The organism is Georgenia yuyongxinii (assembly GCF_006352065.1).
Classification (GTDB): Bacteria; Actinomycetota; Actinomycetes; order Actinomycetales; family Actinomycetaceae; genus Georgenia; species Georgenia yuyongxinii.
The window spans coordinates 1,163,829-1,179,496 of the sequence record NZ_CP040915.1; the positions used below are offsets into that span (position 1 = coordinate 1,163,829).

The 15,668-nt window shown below is 70.7% G+C and carries 15 protein-coding genes and 1 other RNA gene; 14 read left to right on the top strand and 2 right to left on the bottom strand.

Features of this window, described 5'->3' with window-relative positions:
• Nucleotides 1–50: 50 nt before the first annotated feature.
• From ftsE to FE374_RS05280, 7 genes are all read left to right on the top strand, one after another.
• Nucleotides 51–740 carry a cell division ATP-binding protein FtsE gene (gene ftsE / locus FE374_RS05250; RefSeq protein WP_139927558.1) on the top strand — a complete coding sequence of 230 codons (690 nt, stop codon included), beginning with the start codon at nt 51–53 and terminating at the stop codon, nt 738–740.
• A 10-nt stretch (nt 741–750) separates the two neighbouring features.
• Nucleotides 751–1,665 (top strand): permease-like cell division protein FtsX, encoded by a 915-nt coding sequence (gene ftsX / locus FE374_RS05255; RefSeq protein WP_139927559.1) that lies wholly within the window; start codon nt 751–753, stop codon nt 1,663–1,665.
• 10 nt (nt 1,666–1,675) lie between these two features.
• Nucleotides 1,676–3,070, top strand: a complete 1,395-nt coding sequence (locus FE374_RS05260) for a M23 family metallopeptidase (protein WP_223173649.1) — start codon at nt 1,676–1,678, stop codon at nt 3,068–3,070.
• Between the two features lie 73 nt (nt 3,071–3,143).
• A complete protein-coding gene (locus tag FE374_RS05265) occupies nt 3,144–3,881 on the top strand; it encodes an IclR family transcriptional regulator (RefSeq protein ID WP_139927560.1) in 738 nt (245 codons plus the stop codon).
• Between the two features lie 177 nt (nt 3,882–4,058).
• Nucleotides 4,059–5,042 (top strand): thiamine pyrophosphate-dependent dehydrogenase E1 component subunit alpha, encoded by a 984-nt coding sequence (locus tag FE374_RS05270; protein ID WP_456319095.1) that lies wholly within the window; start codon nt 4,059–4,061, stop codon nt 5,040–5,042.
• Between the two features lies 1 nt (nt 5,043).
• A complete protein-coding gene (locus FE374_RS05275; protein WP_139927562.1) occupies nt 5,044–6,081 on the top strand; it encodes an alpha-ketoacid dehydrogenase subunit beta in 1,038 nt (345 codons plus the stop codon).
• A complete protein-coding gene (locus FE374_RS05280) occupies nt 6,078–6,320 on the top strand; it encodes a biotin/lipoyl-containing protein (RefSeq protein WP_139927563.1) in 243 nt (80 codons plus the stop codon). The genes FE374_RS05275 and FE374_RS05280 overlap by 4 nt, the downstream gene beginning before the upstream one ends.
• A 234-nt stretch (nt 6,321–6,554) precedes the next feature.
• Here FE374_RS05280 and FE374_RS05285 read toward each other — a convergent pair whose 3' ends face one another.
• A complete protein-coding gene (locus FE374_RS05285) occupies nt 6,555–7,871 on the bottom strand; it encodes a lactate racemase domain-containing protein (RefSeq protein WP_139927564.1) in 1,317 nt (438 codons plus the stop codon).
• A gap of 266 nt (nt 7,872–8,137) precedes the next feature.
• Between FE374_RS05285 and smpB the strand changes: the two genes are divergently transcribed.
• The 4 genes from smpB to ssrA all read left to right on the top strand — a co-directional run bounded on the left by smpB (nt 8,138) and on the right by ssrA (nt 10,822).
• Nucleotides 8,138–8,659 carry an SsrA-binding protein SmpB gene (gene smpB / locus FE374_RS05290; RefSeq protein WP_139927565.1) on the top strand — a complete coding sequence of 174 codons (522 nt, stop codon included), beginning with the start codon at nt 8,138–8,140 and terminating at the stop codon, nt 8,657–8,659.
• Between the two features lie 128 nt (nt 8,660–8,787).
• Nucleotides 8,788–9,213: a DoxX family membrane protein gene (locus FE374_RS05295; protein WP_139927566.1), complete on the top strand. Its 426-nt coding sequence runs from the start codon at nt 8,788–8,790 to the stop codon at nt 9,211–9,213.
• 57 nt (nt 9,214–9,270) lie between these two features.
• Entirely contained in the window at nt 9,271–10,329 is a 1,059-nt protein-coding gene (locus FE374_RS05300) for an LLM class flavin-dependent oxidoreductase (protein WP_139927567.1), read from the top strand.
• Between the two features lie 124 nt (nt 10,330–10,453).
• Nucleotides 10,454–10,822, top strand: a transfer-messenger RNA (tmRNA) gene (gene ssrA / locus FE374_RS05305).
• Between the two features lie 209 nt (nt 10,823–11,031).
• On the opposite strand, the gene FE374_RS05310 is transcribed toward ssrA, so the two are convergent.
• Nucleotides 11,032–12,072 (bottom strand): TerC family protein, encoded by a 1,041-nt coding sequence (locus FE374_RS05310; RefSeq protein ID WP_139927568.1) that lies wholly within the window; start codon nt 12,070–12,072, stop codon nt 11,032–11,034.
• Nucleotides 12,073–12,520: 448 nt separating this feature from the next.
• Between FE374_RS05310 and FE374_RS05320 the strand changes: the two genes are divergently transcribed.
• The 3 genes from FE374_RS05320 to FE374_RS05330 all read left to right on the top strand — a co-directional run bounded on the left by FE374_RS05320 (nt 12,521) and on the right by FE374_RS05330 (nt 15,653).
• Nucleotides 12,521–13,546 (top strand): threonine aldolase family protein, encoded by a 1,026-nt coding sequence (locus tag FE374_RS05320; protein ID WP_139927569.1) that lies wholly within the window; start codon nt 12,521–12,523, stop codon nt 13,544–13,546.
• Between the two features lie 101 nt (nt 13,547–13,647).
• Nucleotides 13,648–14,667, top strand: a complete 1,020-nt coding sequence (locus FE374_RS05325) for an ABC transporter ATP-binding protein (RefSeq protein ID WP_139927570.1) — start codon at nt 13,648–13,650, stop codon at nt 14,665–14,667.
• A complete protein-coding gene (locus FE374_RS05330; protein WP_139927571.1) occupies nt 14,664–15,653 on the top strand; it encodes an ABC transporter permease subunit in 990 nt (329 codons plus the stop codon). The genes FE374_RS05325 and FE374_RS05330 overlap by 4 nt, the downstream gene beginning before the upstream one ends.
• The last annotated feature ends 15 nt before the right edge of the window (nt 15,654–15,668 follow it).

Sequence of the window (15,668 nt, forward strand, 5' to 3'; positions counted from 1 at the left end):
AGCAGGCCAGAGCACCGCTTCCCCCACCGTCGAGACTGGCCACCCCCAACGTGATCAGATTCGAGAAGGTCTCCAAGGTCTACGCTCGTGGCGCCCGGCCGGCGCTGGACGAGATCAGCATGGAGGTCGAGCGCGGCGAGTTCGTCTTCCTGGTCGGTTCGTCCGGCTCGGGCAAGTCGACCTTCCTGCGCCTGGCGCTGCGCGAGGAGCGCCCCACGGCCGGGAAGGTGTACGCCCTGGGGCGTGACCTCGCCCAGGTCTCCCGCTGGAAGGTGCCGCACCTGCGCCGTCGCATCGGCACGGTCTTCCAGGACTTCCGGCTGCTGCCCAAGAAGACCGTCTTCGACAACGTCGCCATCGCCCTGCAGGTGATAGGCAAGCCGCGCCACCACATCCTCACCACCGTCCCGGAGACCCTCGAGCTCGTGGGGCTGGAAGGCAAGGAGAAGCGCCTGCCGCACGAGCTCTCCGGTGGCGAGCAGCAGCGCGTGGCCATCGCCCGCGCCATGGTCAACCGTCCCCAGCTGCTCATGGCGGACGAGCCCACCGGCAACCTCGACCCCACCACCTCGATCGGCATCATGCGTCTGCTCGACCGGATCAACCGCACCGGCACCACGATCATCATGGCCACCCACGACGACGAGATCGTCGACCAGATGCGCAAGCGCGTGGTCGAGCTCGCCGGCGGGGTCATGGTGCGCGACCAGTCCCGCGGCGTCTACGGCGCGGCACGGTAGGGGCGGGCACGTGCGACTTCGGTTCATCCTGTCCCAGGTCGGCCAGGGTCTTTCCCGCAACCTGGCGATGACCATCTCGGTCGCCCTGGTCACGTTCGTCTCCCTGACGTTCGTCGGGGCGGCCGCGCTGCTCCAGATGCAGATCGACAACCTCAAGAACGACTGGTACGACAAGGTCGAGGTCTCCGCCTTCATGTGCCCGGAGGGCTCCGCCCAGCCGGGCTGCGCCGCCGGGGAGGCCAGCCAGGAACAGATCGACGACATCGGTGCGCTCCTCGCCTCACCTGCGCTCGAGCCCTACGTCAACGAGGTCTACCTGGAGTCCAAGGACGAGGCGTTCGCCGCGTTCCAGGAGCAGATGGCGGATACCGTCTGGGCGCAGTCGCTCACGGTGGACCAGATGCAGGTCTCCTACCGCGTCAAGCTCATCGACCCCGAGCAGTACCAGATCGTCGCCGACGAGCTGGAGGGGCGCCCCGGCGTCGAGATCGTCGTGGACCAGCGCGAACAGCTCGAGCCGCTGTTCAACATCCTCAACAGCGCCACCCTGCTCTCCCTGGGCCTGGCCGGCGTCATGATCGTGACCGCGGTGCTGCTCATCACCACCACGATCAAGCTCTCGGCCATGTCCCGGCGGCGCGAGACCGGCATCATGCGCCTGGTCGGCGCCTCGAACCTGTTCATCCAGCTGCCGTTCATGGTCGAGGGCGCCGTCGCCGCGCTGGTCGGGGCGGTGCTCTCCGTCGGTGGGCTGCTCCTCGGCGTGCGCTACCTGGTCCAGGACTGGCTCGCCGGCACGACGCCGTGGGTGCAGTTCGTGGGGACCGGAGACGTGCTCGTCATCGCCCCGTTCCTCGTGCTCGCCGCCATCCTGCTCGCCGGGATCAGCTCCGTGGTGAGCCTCGGCCGGTACACGAGGGTGTGAGGGGCCGACCGTGACAGCTCCCGCCCGCCCCACCGCCCGCCGCCGGCCGATGCTGCGCCCTACCGCCCGCCGGCCGATCCTGCGCCGCGCCGCCCTCGCGCTGCTGGTCTGCCTGAGCCTCGTCGGCCCCGCGAGCCTGGCGCAGGCCGACTCCCGCGACGACCTCGTGCGCCAGCAGCAGGAGAACGCCCAGCGGCGCGAGAAGCTCCAGTCCGACATGGAGGGACTCGACCAGAGCCTCGTCGAGACACATATCGCGCTCGAGGACGCCCGCGCCGCGCTGCCCGGCGCCGAGGCCGCGCTCGCCCAGGCCCGGGCCGAGCTGGCCGCGGCGGAGCGTGAGCAGGAGCAGGTCTCCGGACGGCTCGCGGTCGCGGAGGAGGAGGCCCGCTCGCTCGAGGCGGCCATCGCCGAGGGTGGGGAGAAGATCGCCGCCACCCGCTCGGCCATGGGCGAGCTCGCGCGCAGCACCTACCGCGGCGAGAACACCGTCAGCACGGTCGAGGTGGTGCTCGACTCCGCCTCCACCGAGGAGTTCCTCCAGGGCTACGCGGTGCGCGAGACCGCGGTGCGCGCCCAGACTCAGGTGCTCGACGAGCTCGAGACCATGGCCGCCGTCGCCGAGAACCAGCGCACCCGGCAGGACGCCGTCACGGTGCGCATCGGCGAGCTGAAGGCCGAGGCGGACCTCGCCGTCGCCGCCGCGGACGAGGCTCGCGCCGCCGCTGAGCAGCACGCGGCCCAGATCCGGGAGCTCGAGTCCGAGATGGCCACCCTGGCCGCCGCCCTGGAGGGCCAGAAGGACGACGTGTCCGGGCAGATCGCCGGGCTCCAGGCCGAGAACGACCAGCTCGGCGCCGAGATCGCCGCGATCGACGAGGCGAACCGCAGGGCCGAGGAGGAGCGCAAGCGCAAGGCAGCCGAGGAGGCAGCGGCGGCCGCGCGTGCCGGCCGGGCCGCGCCGGCGCCGCCGGCCCCTCAGGCCTCCGGCGGCACCCTGCTCATCCCGCCGGTGCCGAACCCGCTGTTCGTGACCTCGGGCTACGGCATGCGCTGGTACCCCATCACCGGCGGGTACTGGATGCACCTGGGTGTCGACCTGCGCTCGGCCTGCGGCAACCCTCAGTACGCGGCCGCCGGCGGGACGGTCTCGGCCGTGAAGCCGCACCCGAACGGCACGCACGGCAACCAGGTGATCGTCAACCACGGCTACCTCGGCGGCAGCTCCTACGTGACGGTGTACAACCACCTCTCCCGATTCGCGGTGCGTACGGGTCAGCAGGTCTCCCAGGGGCAGGTCATCGGGAACACCGGGCAGACCGGCAACGTCACCGGCTGCCACGTGCACTTCGAGGTGTGGAAGAACGGGCGCAGCCTCGACCCCATGGGCCTGCCGGGCTTCTGACCCCGGGGGTACGTCCCCCTGTCCCGCCCCGGCGGGCGCGGTCGCGACGTACGCTTCGGGGCAGGAGGTCCTGTTGGCGACGCAGCCCACCCTCATCAACTCGGTCGTCCGCGCCCTGCGGTTGCTCGACGCGGTCGGCGAGGCGAGCGGCCCTGTGCCCGCAAAGCTGCTCGCCCATCGCACCGGGCTGGCGCTGGGCACGACCTACCACCTGCTGCGGACCCTCGCCCACGAGGGGTACGTCGTCCGCACCGACGATGGGTTCGCTCTCGGTGACCGGGTGGACAGCCTCGCGAGCGCCCGGCACAGCCCTATCGGTCCCGGTCGCACCCGGCAGGTGCTCGGCCAGCTCCACGACGACCTCGGCGCCGCCGCCTACCTCGCCGTGCTGGACGACGGCGAGGTGCACATCGCGGAGATCTACGACAGTCCGGGGGCACCGCGCACCGACCTGTGGGTCGGCCTGCACGAAGCCGCCCACGCCACAGCGCTGGGCAAGGCGGTTCTTGCGGCCCTGCCGGAGGAGGGGCGGCGTGCCTACCTCGCGGCGCACCCGATGAACGACCTCACCCCACGCACGCTCACCACGCGCCGCGCTCTGCTCAGTGAGCTGGCGGCCGGCGACGGCGTGATGGTCGACCGCGAGGAGTATGCCGTCGGGACCGTGTGCGCGGCGGCGGCCCTGCCCAGTGCCGACGTCACCGCGGCGGTCGCCGTGTCGGCCCCCGTCGGCCGGGCGAAGGAGGTGCTTGCCAGCACCGACCACCTGCGGCGCGCCGCCACGCTCCTCGCGCTCGCCGCACGCCGCTGAGCGGCCCGCCGTTCGTACCGCGCATTGTCACCATCTGAAATATCGGCCGTTGCCAGGCCCGCCGCCCCGACGCAGAGTGTGATCACCACCTACCTGCTTGGAGGCATCATGTCGACATCGTTGTCGCAGCCGCCGCCCGTGCCCGAGGCGGCCGAGGCGAACGCGCCGGGGAAGTACCTGCCGGAGGAGGTGCGCAAGGACCTGTACGCAACGATGGTCTTGTCCCGCACGTTCGAGGAGGCGATCCTCCGCGAGTACCACGCCGACAAGGGGCCCGGCTTCGACATCGGCAAGGGCCTGATCCCGGGCGAGATGCACCTGTCGGCCGGCCAGGAGCCCGTGGCCGCGGGTGTCTGCGCCCACCTCACCGGCGACGACGCCGTGACCGCTACGCACCGGCCGCACCACCTCGCCGTCGCCCACGGGGTGGACCTGGCGAAGATGACCGCGGAGATCTTCGGCCGGGAGACCGGCCTGGGCCGGGGCCGCGGGGGCCACATGCACCTGTTCGACCCCGCCGTGCACTTCTCCTGCTCCGGCATCGTCGCCGAAGGGCTGCCACCCGCTCTCGGCGCCGCGTTCGCGTTCAAGCGGCGCGAGGGCAACGCGGTCGCCGTCGCTGTCACCGGTGAGGGCGCCGCCAACCAGGGCGCCTTTCACGAGTCCCTCAACCTCGCCGCTCTGTGGAAGCTGCCCGTCGTCTTCGTCGTCGAGGACAACGAGTGGGGCATCTCCGTGCCGCGCTCCGCGTCCACGTCCGTGCCGTCGAACGACGTGCGCGCCGCCGCGTACGGCATCCCCGGCGAGCTCGTCGAGGACAACGACGTCGAAGCCGTCCATGCCGCGGCCGGCCGCGCCGTGGAACGCGCCCGGGCGGGGGAGGGCCCGAGTCTCATCGAGGTGCGCACCCTGCGCCTGTGGGGCCACTTCGAGGGCGACGCCCAGGGCTACCGCCCGGATCTCGGCTCCGTGGCCGGCCTCGACCCGATCCCGCGCTACGAGAAGCGGCTGCGCGAGGCCGAGATCCTCGACGACGCCGCCGTCCAGCAGATCCGCGCCGAGGCGAGCGCGAAGGTCGAGGGCGCCATCGCCTTCGCCAAGGACAGTCCGATCCCCCCACCCGCCGACGTCATGAAGTACGTCTTCGCCGAGGAGGCTTGAGATGACCCTCACCGACACCACCACGGCCAAGGCCACCAGCCGCAGGCTCAACACGTCCAAGGCCATGATCGAGGCCATCGCTCAGGAGATGGAGGCGGATCCGTCCGTCGTCTACCTCGGGGAGGACGTCGGCCCCTACGGCGGCATCTTCTCCTCGACCACCGGCCTGCAGGAGCGGTTCGGCAAGGACCGGGTCATCGACACGCCCATCTCCGAGACGGCGTTCATCGGGCTGGGCATCGGTGCCGCGACCGAGGGCATGCGGCCGATCGTGGAGCTGATGTTCGCCGACTTCATGGGCGTCTGCCTGGACCAGATCTACAACCACATGGCGAAGATCAACTACTTCTCCGGGGGCAACGTCAAAGTTCCCATGGTGCTGACGACGGCCGTCGGGGGCGGCTACTCCGACGGCGGCCAGCATTCCCAGACGCTGTGGGGCACGTTCGGGCACCTGCCCGGGATGAAGGTCGTCGTCCCAGCCACCCCTGCCGACGCGAAGGGCCTGATGACCTCGGCGATCCGGGACGACTCCCCGGTGGTCTACATGTTCCACAAGGGCGTCATGGGCCTGCCGTGGATGGCGAAGAACCGCCGGTCCGTGGACGTCGTCCCCGAAGGTGAGTACGTCGTCCCCATCGGCAAGGCCCGCACCGCGAAGGAAGGCAGCGACGTCACGGTCGTGACTTTGTCGTTGTCGGTCCACCACGCCCTCGACGTCGCCGAGAAGCTCGACGCCGAGGGCATCAGCGCGGAGGTGGTCGACCTGCGCTCGGTCGTCCCGCTCGACCGGCAGGCGATCCTCGAGTCGGTGGGCAAGACCGGCCGGCTCGTCGTCGTCGACGAGGACTACCTGTCGTACGGGCTGTCCGCGGAGGTGTCCGCGACGATCACCGACGAGGACCCGACGCTGCTCAAGGCGCCGGTCCAGCGTGTGGCGGTGCCGGACGTGCCGATCCCGTACGCCCACGACCTCGAGTATGCGGTCCTGCCCAGGCCGGAACGTATCGAGGCGGCGATCCGGAAGGTCCTCGGATGACGGAGGTGCCGTTCCCACCGCTCAGCGAGGCCAAGCCCGACACCGAGGGTGTCCTCGCCACCTGGTACGTGGCGGACGGTGATCAGGTCGTCGAGGGCCAGCTCCTCGCCGAGGTCCAGGTCGACAAGGTCGACGCGGAGGTCGCCGCACCCGCGGCAGGGACGGTCCATCTCCTCGTCGGTGAGGACGAGTCCGTGCTCCAGGGTGCGCCGATCGCCCGCATCGACCGAGGGGTCTGACCTCCACGGCGGTGTCGCCGGCCACACAGCGACCGGCGCGGCCTGCTCGTGAGCCGGCACCGAGCGGGCACGACCGCGCCGCGCGACGGACCGCCTCGTCAGAGGGACGGCGGCGACCGCCATGTGTGCGACCGGACGACCGCCCCGCGCGACGGGCCGAGAGTGCAGATCGGGGAGGAAACGTCAGGCCAGGCCTGACGTTTCCTCCCCGAACCGTTCCGCGGAGCTTCGGGCTCAGCCGTGCTGCTCGTGGCCCGCCCGCTGGTCGAGCTTCTCCTTCGTGGCCCAGAGGCCCGCCGACGGGGTGGAGATGTAGAAGACCTCCTCGCCGTCGGGCATCGTGTTCCAACCGTCCTTCATCACGGCCGGGTCGTACCGCTTCTGCGCCTCCGCGAGGTCCATGTACTGGTAGCCGACGGACTCGATCTCCTCCTTGCTGAGGTGACCGGGCGCGTAGGTGATCGTGAAGCGGCCCTCGGAGGAGCCGTGCACGAGGTGGGCGGTGCCGTGCGGGATGTCCTGCATGTCTTCCTGCGTCTTGTACAGCTCGAGGACCTCGGCCTGGCTGAGGTAGCCGTACCGGCGCACCAGCTCGTCCACCTCCGGCTGCTCACCGAAGCGCTCCACACCGGGGGCGATGACCAGCAGCTCGCCGCCGTCGGCGATGGCCATGCGGGTGCGGTAGACGGCCTTGTTGGCGACCCAGGTGGCGCGGAACTCGTCTGCCTGCATGACGGCGACGATCTTCTTCACCGGCTCGTCGAACTGCGTGATGTTCTGCGCCAGCGACGCCCGGGCCGCGGCGTAGTACGTCTCGAGGTCGTCACCGACGTACACGCCCGTGTGCGCGAGCTTGCCCTCGTCGTCGTAGTCCATGACGACCTGGAAGTAGACGTCCTTGAGGTCACCGAGGAACTCGTCCTCGGCGTAGTTGAAGCACGCCCGCACCGGGGTCAGCAGGTTGCCGAGGTTGTTCTCGATGCCGTACACCGCCGAGGCCATGTGCGAGGCACCCAGCAGGCGCTTGCCGCCCAGCCCGATGAAGTAGTTCTTGTTGTGGTTGGCGAAGCCGAGCACCTCGTGGGGCACCACGTGGCCGACGTTGATGACCAGGTCCCACTGCTCGATGACGAGCATCGTGTTCAGGTCGATCGGCATCTCCCAGTCCACCGCGCCGCCCGTCTTCTCCTTGACGAGCTCGGCGGGCACGGTCCCGACGTTCGTGACCCCGTTCTTCCAGTCGTGTGCGTGGATCCGCTCCTCGGGGATGGACCCGAACATCCACTTGTTGTCCTCGGGGGTGTGCGGCACGTGCTGGCCGAGCGTGGGGATCACGTGCACCTCGGCGCCCGCGGCGTCCAGGAGCTCGTAGAACTTCTCGGTGATCCAGCCCGAGCCGGAGTGCGCGCGGGTGAGGTCCGGCGGCAGCAGCAGGACGCGCTTGAGCTCCGCGATGCCGAGACGCTCCTTGGCCTCATCGAGCGTGCGCTGCACCATCTCCTCGATCTGGGCGCGGGAGACGAATCGGGCTTCGTGCTGGAACCAGGTCATGGACGCCAACATAGCGGCGGGCACGGGACGACGGATACTGCAGCGGCGGGGTTGCCACCGGTTGTCGGCCCGCGGCCGGCTGCCCCGAAAACAGGACGGACGACGGCGGATCGGGTGCCTTGGCCCGGGCGCTCGCCCCGGCGCGGCGACGCCTGCCCTAGGCTGGGAGATCGGCCCGGAGGGTCGGTCGCGCCAACGGCGCGGCGGTCGCGCCAACCGGTGCGGCCCGAGCGGCGACCGCCGGACGGCGGTAGGAGGTAGGAACGGTGGCGGGCACGAAGGCCGGGTCGAACAGGCCGACCCAGGCGCAGAAGGCCAAGGCCGAGGCGGACGCCCGCAAGGTCGTGGCACGCAACAAGAAGGCCCTCCACGACTACCACATCGACGACCGGCTCGAGGCGGGGCTCTCCCTGACCGGGACCGAGGTCAAGGCACTGCGCATGGGCCGGGCCTCCCTCGTGGACGGCTGGGTGGAGATCGACCGCGGTGAGGCGTGGCTGCACAACGTCCACATCCCCGAGTACGCCCAGGGGTCCTGGACCAACCACGGTCCCAAGCGCAAGCGCAAGCTGCTGCTCCACAAGCAGGAGATCGAGAAGCTGGGTGTGAAGACCCGCGAGAAGGGGCACACGATCGTGCCGCTCGAGCTGTACTTCGTGCGCGGCAAGGTCAAGGTCGAGATCGCCCTCGCCCGCGGGAAGCAGGAGTGGGACAAGCGCCAGACCCTGCGGGAGAAGCAGGACGAGCGCGAGGCGCAGCGGGCGATGAGCCTGCGGAAGCACCTGTAGCGGCGCGGCTCCGGTGAGGTCGCGGCGATCGCCTCGGCCTGCGCGCGCCGTCGACGATCGGGCGCACTCTGGCGGCCCCAGGGCGCCGGGGCTAGCGTGGTTATCCCCACCCTGCCCCGGAGGTCGTCATGGGTTTGCCGATCAAGCTCCGCCACGTGCCCGCCAGGCTCGCCGCCGGAGCGTTCATCCTCAACTCCGGCATGGGCAAGCGCGGCATGCCGGACGACGGCGCCGCCGGCCTCCAGCAGATGGCCGCGCATGCGTTTCCCCAGCTCAAGGAGATGTCGCCGAAGGACTTCGGCAAGTTGATCTCCACGGGGGAGATCGCACTCGGCGTCGCCCTGCTGACCCCGCTCGTGCCGACCTGGCTCGCGGCCCTGGGGCTCGCGGGCTTCTCCGGCGGCCTGCTGCGCATGTACACCAAGGTGCCGGGCCTGACCAGGAGCGACGGGATCCGCCCCACGGCGGACGGCAACGCCATCGCCAAGGACGTCTTCCTCGCCGGGATCGCTGGCACGCTGCTGATCGACGAGCTCACCAGCCGCAGGCGCTGACGCCGGCAACCGGGCGCCGTCGGAACATCGGACGCCCCCTGCGGCGTTCGCACCATCATGCAGCTCGGTATCTACACCTTCGGCGACCTCGACACCCGTCCCGCCGCCCCATCTGTCTCGCCCGGCCAGCGCCTGCGGGAGATCCTCGAACGAGTCCGGCTCGCCGAGGAGGTCGGGCTCCACTACGCGGGGATCGGCGAGCACCATCGGCCGGACTACTCCATCTCCTCCCCGGCCACCGTGATCGCCGCCGCCCTGGCGCAGACCTCGCACATCCACGTGGGCTCCGCGGTGACGGTGCTGTCCACCGAGGACCCGGTGCGGGTGTATCAGCAGTTCGCGACGATGGACCAGTTCTCGGGTGGCCGGGTCGAGCTGCTCGCCGGCAGAGGCTCTTTCATCGAGTCCTTCCCGCTCTTCGGCGCGAACCTGGAGGACTACGACGAGCTCTACGAGGAGAAGCTGGATCTGCTGCTCGCGCTCGACCGCGGCAACCCGGTGACGTGGTCGGGCCGATTCCGCCCGCCGCTGACGGGCGCCGAGATCTGGCCCCGGCCCACCGATAAGCCGGGCCTGGGGGAGCGGTTGCACATCGGAATCGCGACGGGCGGGTCGCCGGCCTCCTCCGTGCGGGCGGGCACGCTCGGGCTGCCGGTGAACTACGCCGTCATCGGGGGCGAGCCCCGCCGCTTCGCCCCTCTCGTGGAGCTCTACCGGCAGGCGCACAACAAGGCCGGGCACCCGGCCGCGACCCAGCACGTCTCGGTCTCCGTGCACGGGTTCCTCGCCGAGACCGACGTGGCGGCCCTCGAGACCTTCTACCCCTACCAGCTCGACGCCGGCACGAAGATCGCGCGGGAGCGCGGGTTCGCGCTGCCCAACCGGATCTCCTACGAGATGCAGGCGAGCGGGCACGGTGCCTTCGTGGTCGGCTCGCCCGAGGCGGTGGCCGAGAGGATCCTGACCCTCCACGGCTACCTCGGGCACGACCGGCAGAACTTCCAGATGGACGTCTCCGGCATGCCCCAGCCCGAGTCGCTCAAGGCCATCGAGATGCTCGGCCGCGCCCGGGAGCTCGTGGACGCCGAGCTGGGCGGCGAGCCAGTGACCCGCTGACCGGACGCGCACGGTCCCGGTCGCGGGGCGCCGGGACGTAATAGATGTGCCAGGAACCGGGTCGACCACGTATCATGGACAGACCGGCCGCGCCCATAGGGCAAGACCGGTGACAACTGCACAGGGGGATGATCGGTTTCGACGATGGTCGTCGTTCCAGGAGAAGCGGGTCGAGGATGCAGAGTCATCTCGTCAACGATCTCTGCAAACCAATAGGTGCCGATTCCAAGCGCACCGCGTTCGCCCTCGCCGCCTGAGCGAGTTCTGAACGCCGTCAGCCCGAGGTAGCTCTCGCCCCGGTCCCTGGCGTCATCTAGGGAGCCACTGCTCGTAGCCTTCGTCATCGGGGTTTACGGGGACTTTTAGATGACTGAGCCCGTCAGCGACATGTCTGCGTGATCGCTGGGGCCGAGAAAATCAGCAGCAGACTGCACCCGGAGAAGCCCTGGTTCCACGCCGTCGGACGCGGGTTCGATTCCCGCCATCTCCACAGCTCCGATCCCCCACATCGGGACAAGGCCCGAACCCTTTGCAGGGTTCGGGCCTTGTCGTTGTCCGCGCAAGGCAGGGACCGCCCGGCCCGGGCACGCCCGGCCAGGCGGCCACGCCCGGCCCGGGCACGCCCGGCCAGGCGGCCACGCCCGGCCAGGCGGCCACGCCCGGCCAGGCGGCTACGCCCGGCCAGGCCTCGGCCCGCGCGTCTCAGCGGTCGGAGTGCTCCTGGTCGGGTGCCCCCCGCTCCGTGGCGGCGACCGCCCGTGCATCCTTCTTGTTCTTCCAGACGCTCGCGACGACGGTGATGGCCAGCACGCCGATGATCCACCCCAGCGAGACGGCGATCGTGGGCTCGGGCAGGCCGAGCCAGGGCTCGCCGCCGTTGATGAACGGCAGCTCGTTCTCGTGCAGCGCGTGGATGACGAGCTTCACGCCGATGAAGCCCAGGATCGCCGCCAGCCCGTAGTGCAGGAAGACGAGGCGGTCGAGCAGTCCGTCGATGAGGAAGTACAGCTGCCGCAGCCCGAGAAGGGAGAACGCGTTGGCAGCGAAGACCAGGTACGGCTCCTGGGTGAGCCCGAAGATCGCCGGGATGGAGTCGATCGCGAACATCAGGTCTGCGGTCCCGATAGCGAAGATCGTGATGAGCAGCGGCGTGATGAACGTCTTGCCGCTCGCGCGGTGGAGCAGCTTGCCGCCCCGGAAGCCGTCGGTGACCGGGAAGATCCGGCGCACGCCGCGCACGAGCGCGTTCTCGTGGTAGTCGCCGCCGTCGTGCTCACCCGGCCGCTCCAGGCCCTGCCGGGCCTGGGCGATGGCGGTGTAGAGCAGGAACGCGCCGAACAGGTAGAAGACCCACGTGAACTCGTCGATGACCGCCGCACCGACCGCGATGAAGACGCCGCGCATGGCCAGCGCCATGACGATGCCCCACATCAGCACCTTCTGCTGGAACTCCCGGGGCACCCGGAACGCCGCGATGATGATGACGAAGACGAACAGGTTGTCCACCGAGAGGCTCTTCTCGGTGATGTAGCCGGCGAAGTACTCACCGGCGTAGCGCGAGCCCGAGGTGGCCCAGATGATGAAGCCAAAGACGATGGCCATGGCGATGTAGCCGACGGACCACCAGGCGGCTTCCTTGAGGCTCGGGGCGTGCGGGGTCCGCACGTGGCCGAGGAGGTCGACGGCGATCATGACGAGGATGATCGCGATCAGCACGATCCAGGCGAGCGCTGAAACTTCCATGGGGTCCTCCGGTACGTGGGTTCGATCTGGTACCGGAGGTCTCTTCCGCCCGTTACGGCCGTAGACCGCGGGACTGGTGGCACCGAACGACCGTCGTCGATCGCTGTGCTGACGGCGTCACCGAGTGGGAATACTCCCCTCCGACATCGAGGCTACGGGCGTCGAGGGCTCGGTGCCAGCCGGAGTGCGACTTCCCACAAACGCCCGAACCGGGGCAAAGGGTCGCCCCGCGTCAGCGTTCGGCCAGGCGTTCGGCGTGACGCGGACGTAGTTGTCGTACCTGCGGATCGCGCCGGTGCCGGACTGCTGGAAGTGGGTGAACCCCGAGGCGAGCTGGCGGTCGTAGATCGGTTCGGGCACCCCCGGGTGGGTGTTGCCGATCTGCGGCTTGGGCGACCAGCACGTCGCCGCAATTCCCGACGGCTGCGCACCCCGCCAGAATGGACCCATGACCGCACGTGGCTTTCTCTCCGACAACGCCTCCGGCGTCCACCCCGCGGCCCTCGCCGCCCTCGCCGCCGCCAACGAGGGCCACGTGCCCTCCTATGGGGCGGACCCCATCACCACCAGGCTGGGGGAGCGGGTGCGTGACCTCTTCGGCCCGGACGCCTCGATCTTCCCCGTCTTCAACGGCACCGGCGCCAACGTCGTCGCCGTCCAGGCGCTGCTGCAGCGGTGGGACGCGGCGGTCGCCACGGCCGAGTCGCACATGGTCAACGACGAGTCCACCGCCCCACAGCTCATCGGGGGCTTCCCGATCCTCACCGCCGGCTCGGTCGCCGGCCGCACGACGCCCGAGCTGCTCGCCCCGCTGTTCGACGCCTACGACGGCAGCGTCCACCACGCCCGGCCCGCGGCGATCAGTCTCGCCCAGAGCACCGAGCTCGGCACCACCTACACCGCCGCCCAGCTCGCCGGGATCGGTGCGTTCGCCCGCGCCCGGGGCGCCCGCCTGCACCTCGACGGCGCCCGTCTGGCGAACGCCGCCGCCCGCCTGGGCACCGGCCTGCGAGCGCTGACCACCGACGCCGGCGCCGACGTCGTCTCCTTCGGCGGCACCAAGAACGGACTGCTGCTCGGCGACGCCGTCATCGTGCTCGACCCCGCCCTCGCCGATCCGGTGGCCCGGCTGCGCAAGGCGTCCGGTCAGCTGGCCTCGAAGATGCGGTTCGCCTCGGCCCAGCTCCTCGCCCTGCTCGAGGACGACCTGTGGTACCGCAACGCCGCCCACGCCAACGCGGCCGCCGACCTGCTGGTGGCGCGCCTGCGCACGCTCGGCCTCGAGCCGGCCTACCCCGTCGAGGCCAACGCCGTCTTCATCCCGGTCCCGGCCCCAGCGCTCGCCCCGGTGATCACCGACGCCCCGGTGCTGGCCTGGGATGCCACCACCGTGCGCGCCGTCGCCTCCTTCGACACCACCGAGGAGGACGTCGACGCCCTGGTGGCCACGTTGGCGCGCCACCTCGGGCGCTGACCCGCCCGCCCGCACGGCACAAACGGCCGTCGGCGCTCCGAATCTGGCTAGGGTAGGCAGCGGTCGGTGACCGACCTACCCGGCTGAGAGGTTGCCCGCGCATGGTGCTCGCCGTCGAGACACTGGGCCTGCGCAAGACGTATCGCGCCGGCCGCGGACGGCACGTGGCCGTCCAAGGCCTCGATCTGCAGGTGCCGGCCGGCGGGGTCCACGGCTTCCTGGGCCCGAACGGGTCCGGGAAGACGACGACGATCCGGATGCTCCTCGGGCTTGTCCGTGCCGACTCCGGCACTATGCGCATCTTCGACCAGCCGGGGCCCGAGCAGCTGCCCGCGGTGGTCGGGCGGGTGGGCGCGATCGTGGAGTCGCCCAAGTTCTTCCCCGCGTTCACCGGCACCAAGAATCTCAGCCTGCTCGCCGAGGCGATCGGCGCACCGCGGGCGAAGGTGACGGAGGTGCTCGAGCAGACCGGTCTGGCCGAGCGCGGCAAGGACCGCTACCGCGGCTACTCCCTCGGCATGAAGCAGCGCCTCGCCATCGCGGCCACGCTCCTGAAGTCCCCGGACCTGCTCATCTTCGACGAGCCGACCAACGGGCTCGACCCCGCCGGGATCCGCGAGATCCGGCAGACCATGCGCCGGCTCGGCGACGAGGGCCGCACGGTGCTCGTCTCGAGCCACGTCCTCGCCGAGGTCGAGCAGGTCGCCGACACGGTCTCCATCATCGGGCACGGCCGGCTGCTCGCCTCCGGTCCGGTCGCCGACGTCATCGGTGCACGCGGCGCCCCGATGGTCCGGGTGACCGTGGCCCAGCCGGAGGCCGCGGCCGAGATCCTCACCCGCGGGGGCATGGCCGTCCAGCGCGACGGCGCGGCGCTGCAGGTTCACGGCACCGACGACCCCGCGCGGATCACCTACCTCCTGGCCCAGCACGGTCTCTACGTCAGCGAGCTGGTGGCACAGCGCGCCGACCTGGAGTCGGTGTTCCTGGCGCTGACCAGCGGGGAGGGGCTCGGTGCCCCCCGGGCCACCGGGCGCGGCCGGCGCCGCGCCGACGCCGCGCCACCACCGGGGACGCCCGTCCAGGACCGCTCGCTGAGCACCGGGGGAGGGGACGCATGAGCCGGCTGACGAAGGTCGAGCTGCGCCGCCTGTTCTCCCGCCGCCTGGTGGTGCTCGCCATGCTCGCCGGGCTCGTCGCCACCGCGGCCGCCCTGGTCGGCACCTGGAACCAGTCCCAGCCGATGTCGCCCTCCGAGCAGGCCCAGGCGGAACGGTGGTACCAGGAGGCCCGGGCCGACTGGGAGGCGAACGGTGAGCAGCACGTGGCCGACTGTCTCGAGGCCGAGGAGACGGAGCGCGAGGCCACGGGCCAGGTCGTCGACTTCGGGTGCCGCCAGATGGAACCGGCGCGCGACATGTTCATCGTCACCGCGCCACCCTTCGAGAGCAGCCTGCCCGGCCTGCTCGGCGCCCAGTCCTTCCTCCTGCTCTTTCTCGCTCTCCTGGTCGGGGCCACCGCCACCGCCGCGGAGCTCAGCACCGGCTCGATCGCGAGCTGGCTCACGTTTGAGCCGCGCCGGCTGCACGTCTACGCGTCCAAGCTGCTCGCCCCCGGCCTGGGCCTGCTTCCGGTCGCCGTGACACTGCTCGCCCTGCTCGTCGCGGGGGCCTGGTTCATCGCCGGCGCCTTCGACCTGACAGGCACCATGACCGGCGCGGCGTGGGTGGACGCCGGCTGGACGGTCCTCCGGGTGCTTGCCCTCACCCTGCTCGCCGCGGTGGTAGGAGCCGCGTTGGGGTTCCTGCTCCAGCACACCGCCGCGGTGCTCGGCGTGGTCGTCGGCTACGTGATCGTCGTCGAGGCCATGTTCCGGGGCCTGCTGCAGGACCACCAGCGCTGGCTGCTATCGACGAACATCGGCGCCTGGATCGAGAACGGCACCGTGTACTTCCAGGAGGTCTGCACCGCCGAGGCCGCCGGGACGGTGTGCGAGGTCGCCGAGCACAGCCTGGGCTTCGACGGCGGCGCCGCCTACCTGCTCGTGCTGGTCGCGGCACTGGTCGTGCTCGGGGCACTGGTCTTCCGCCGTCGCGACGTGGTCTGACGGTGCCAGCATGGC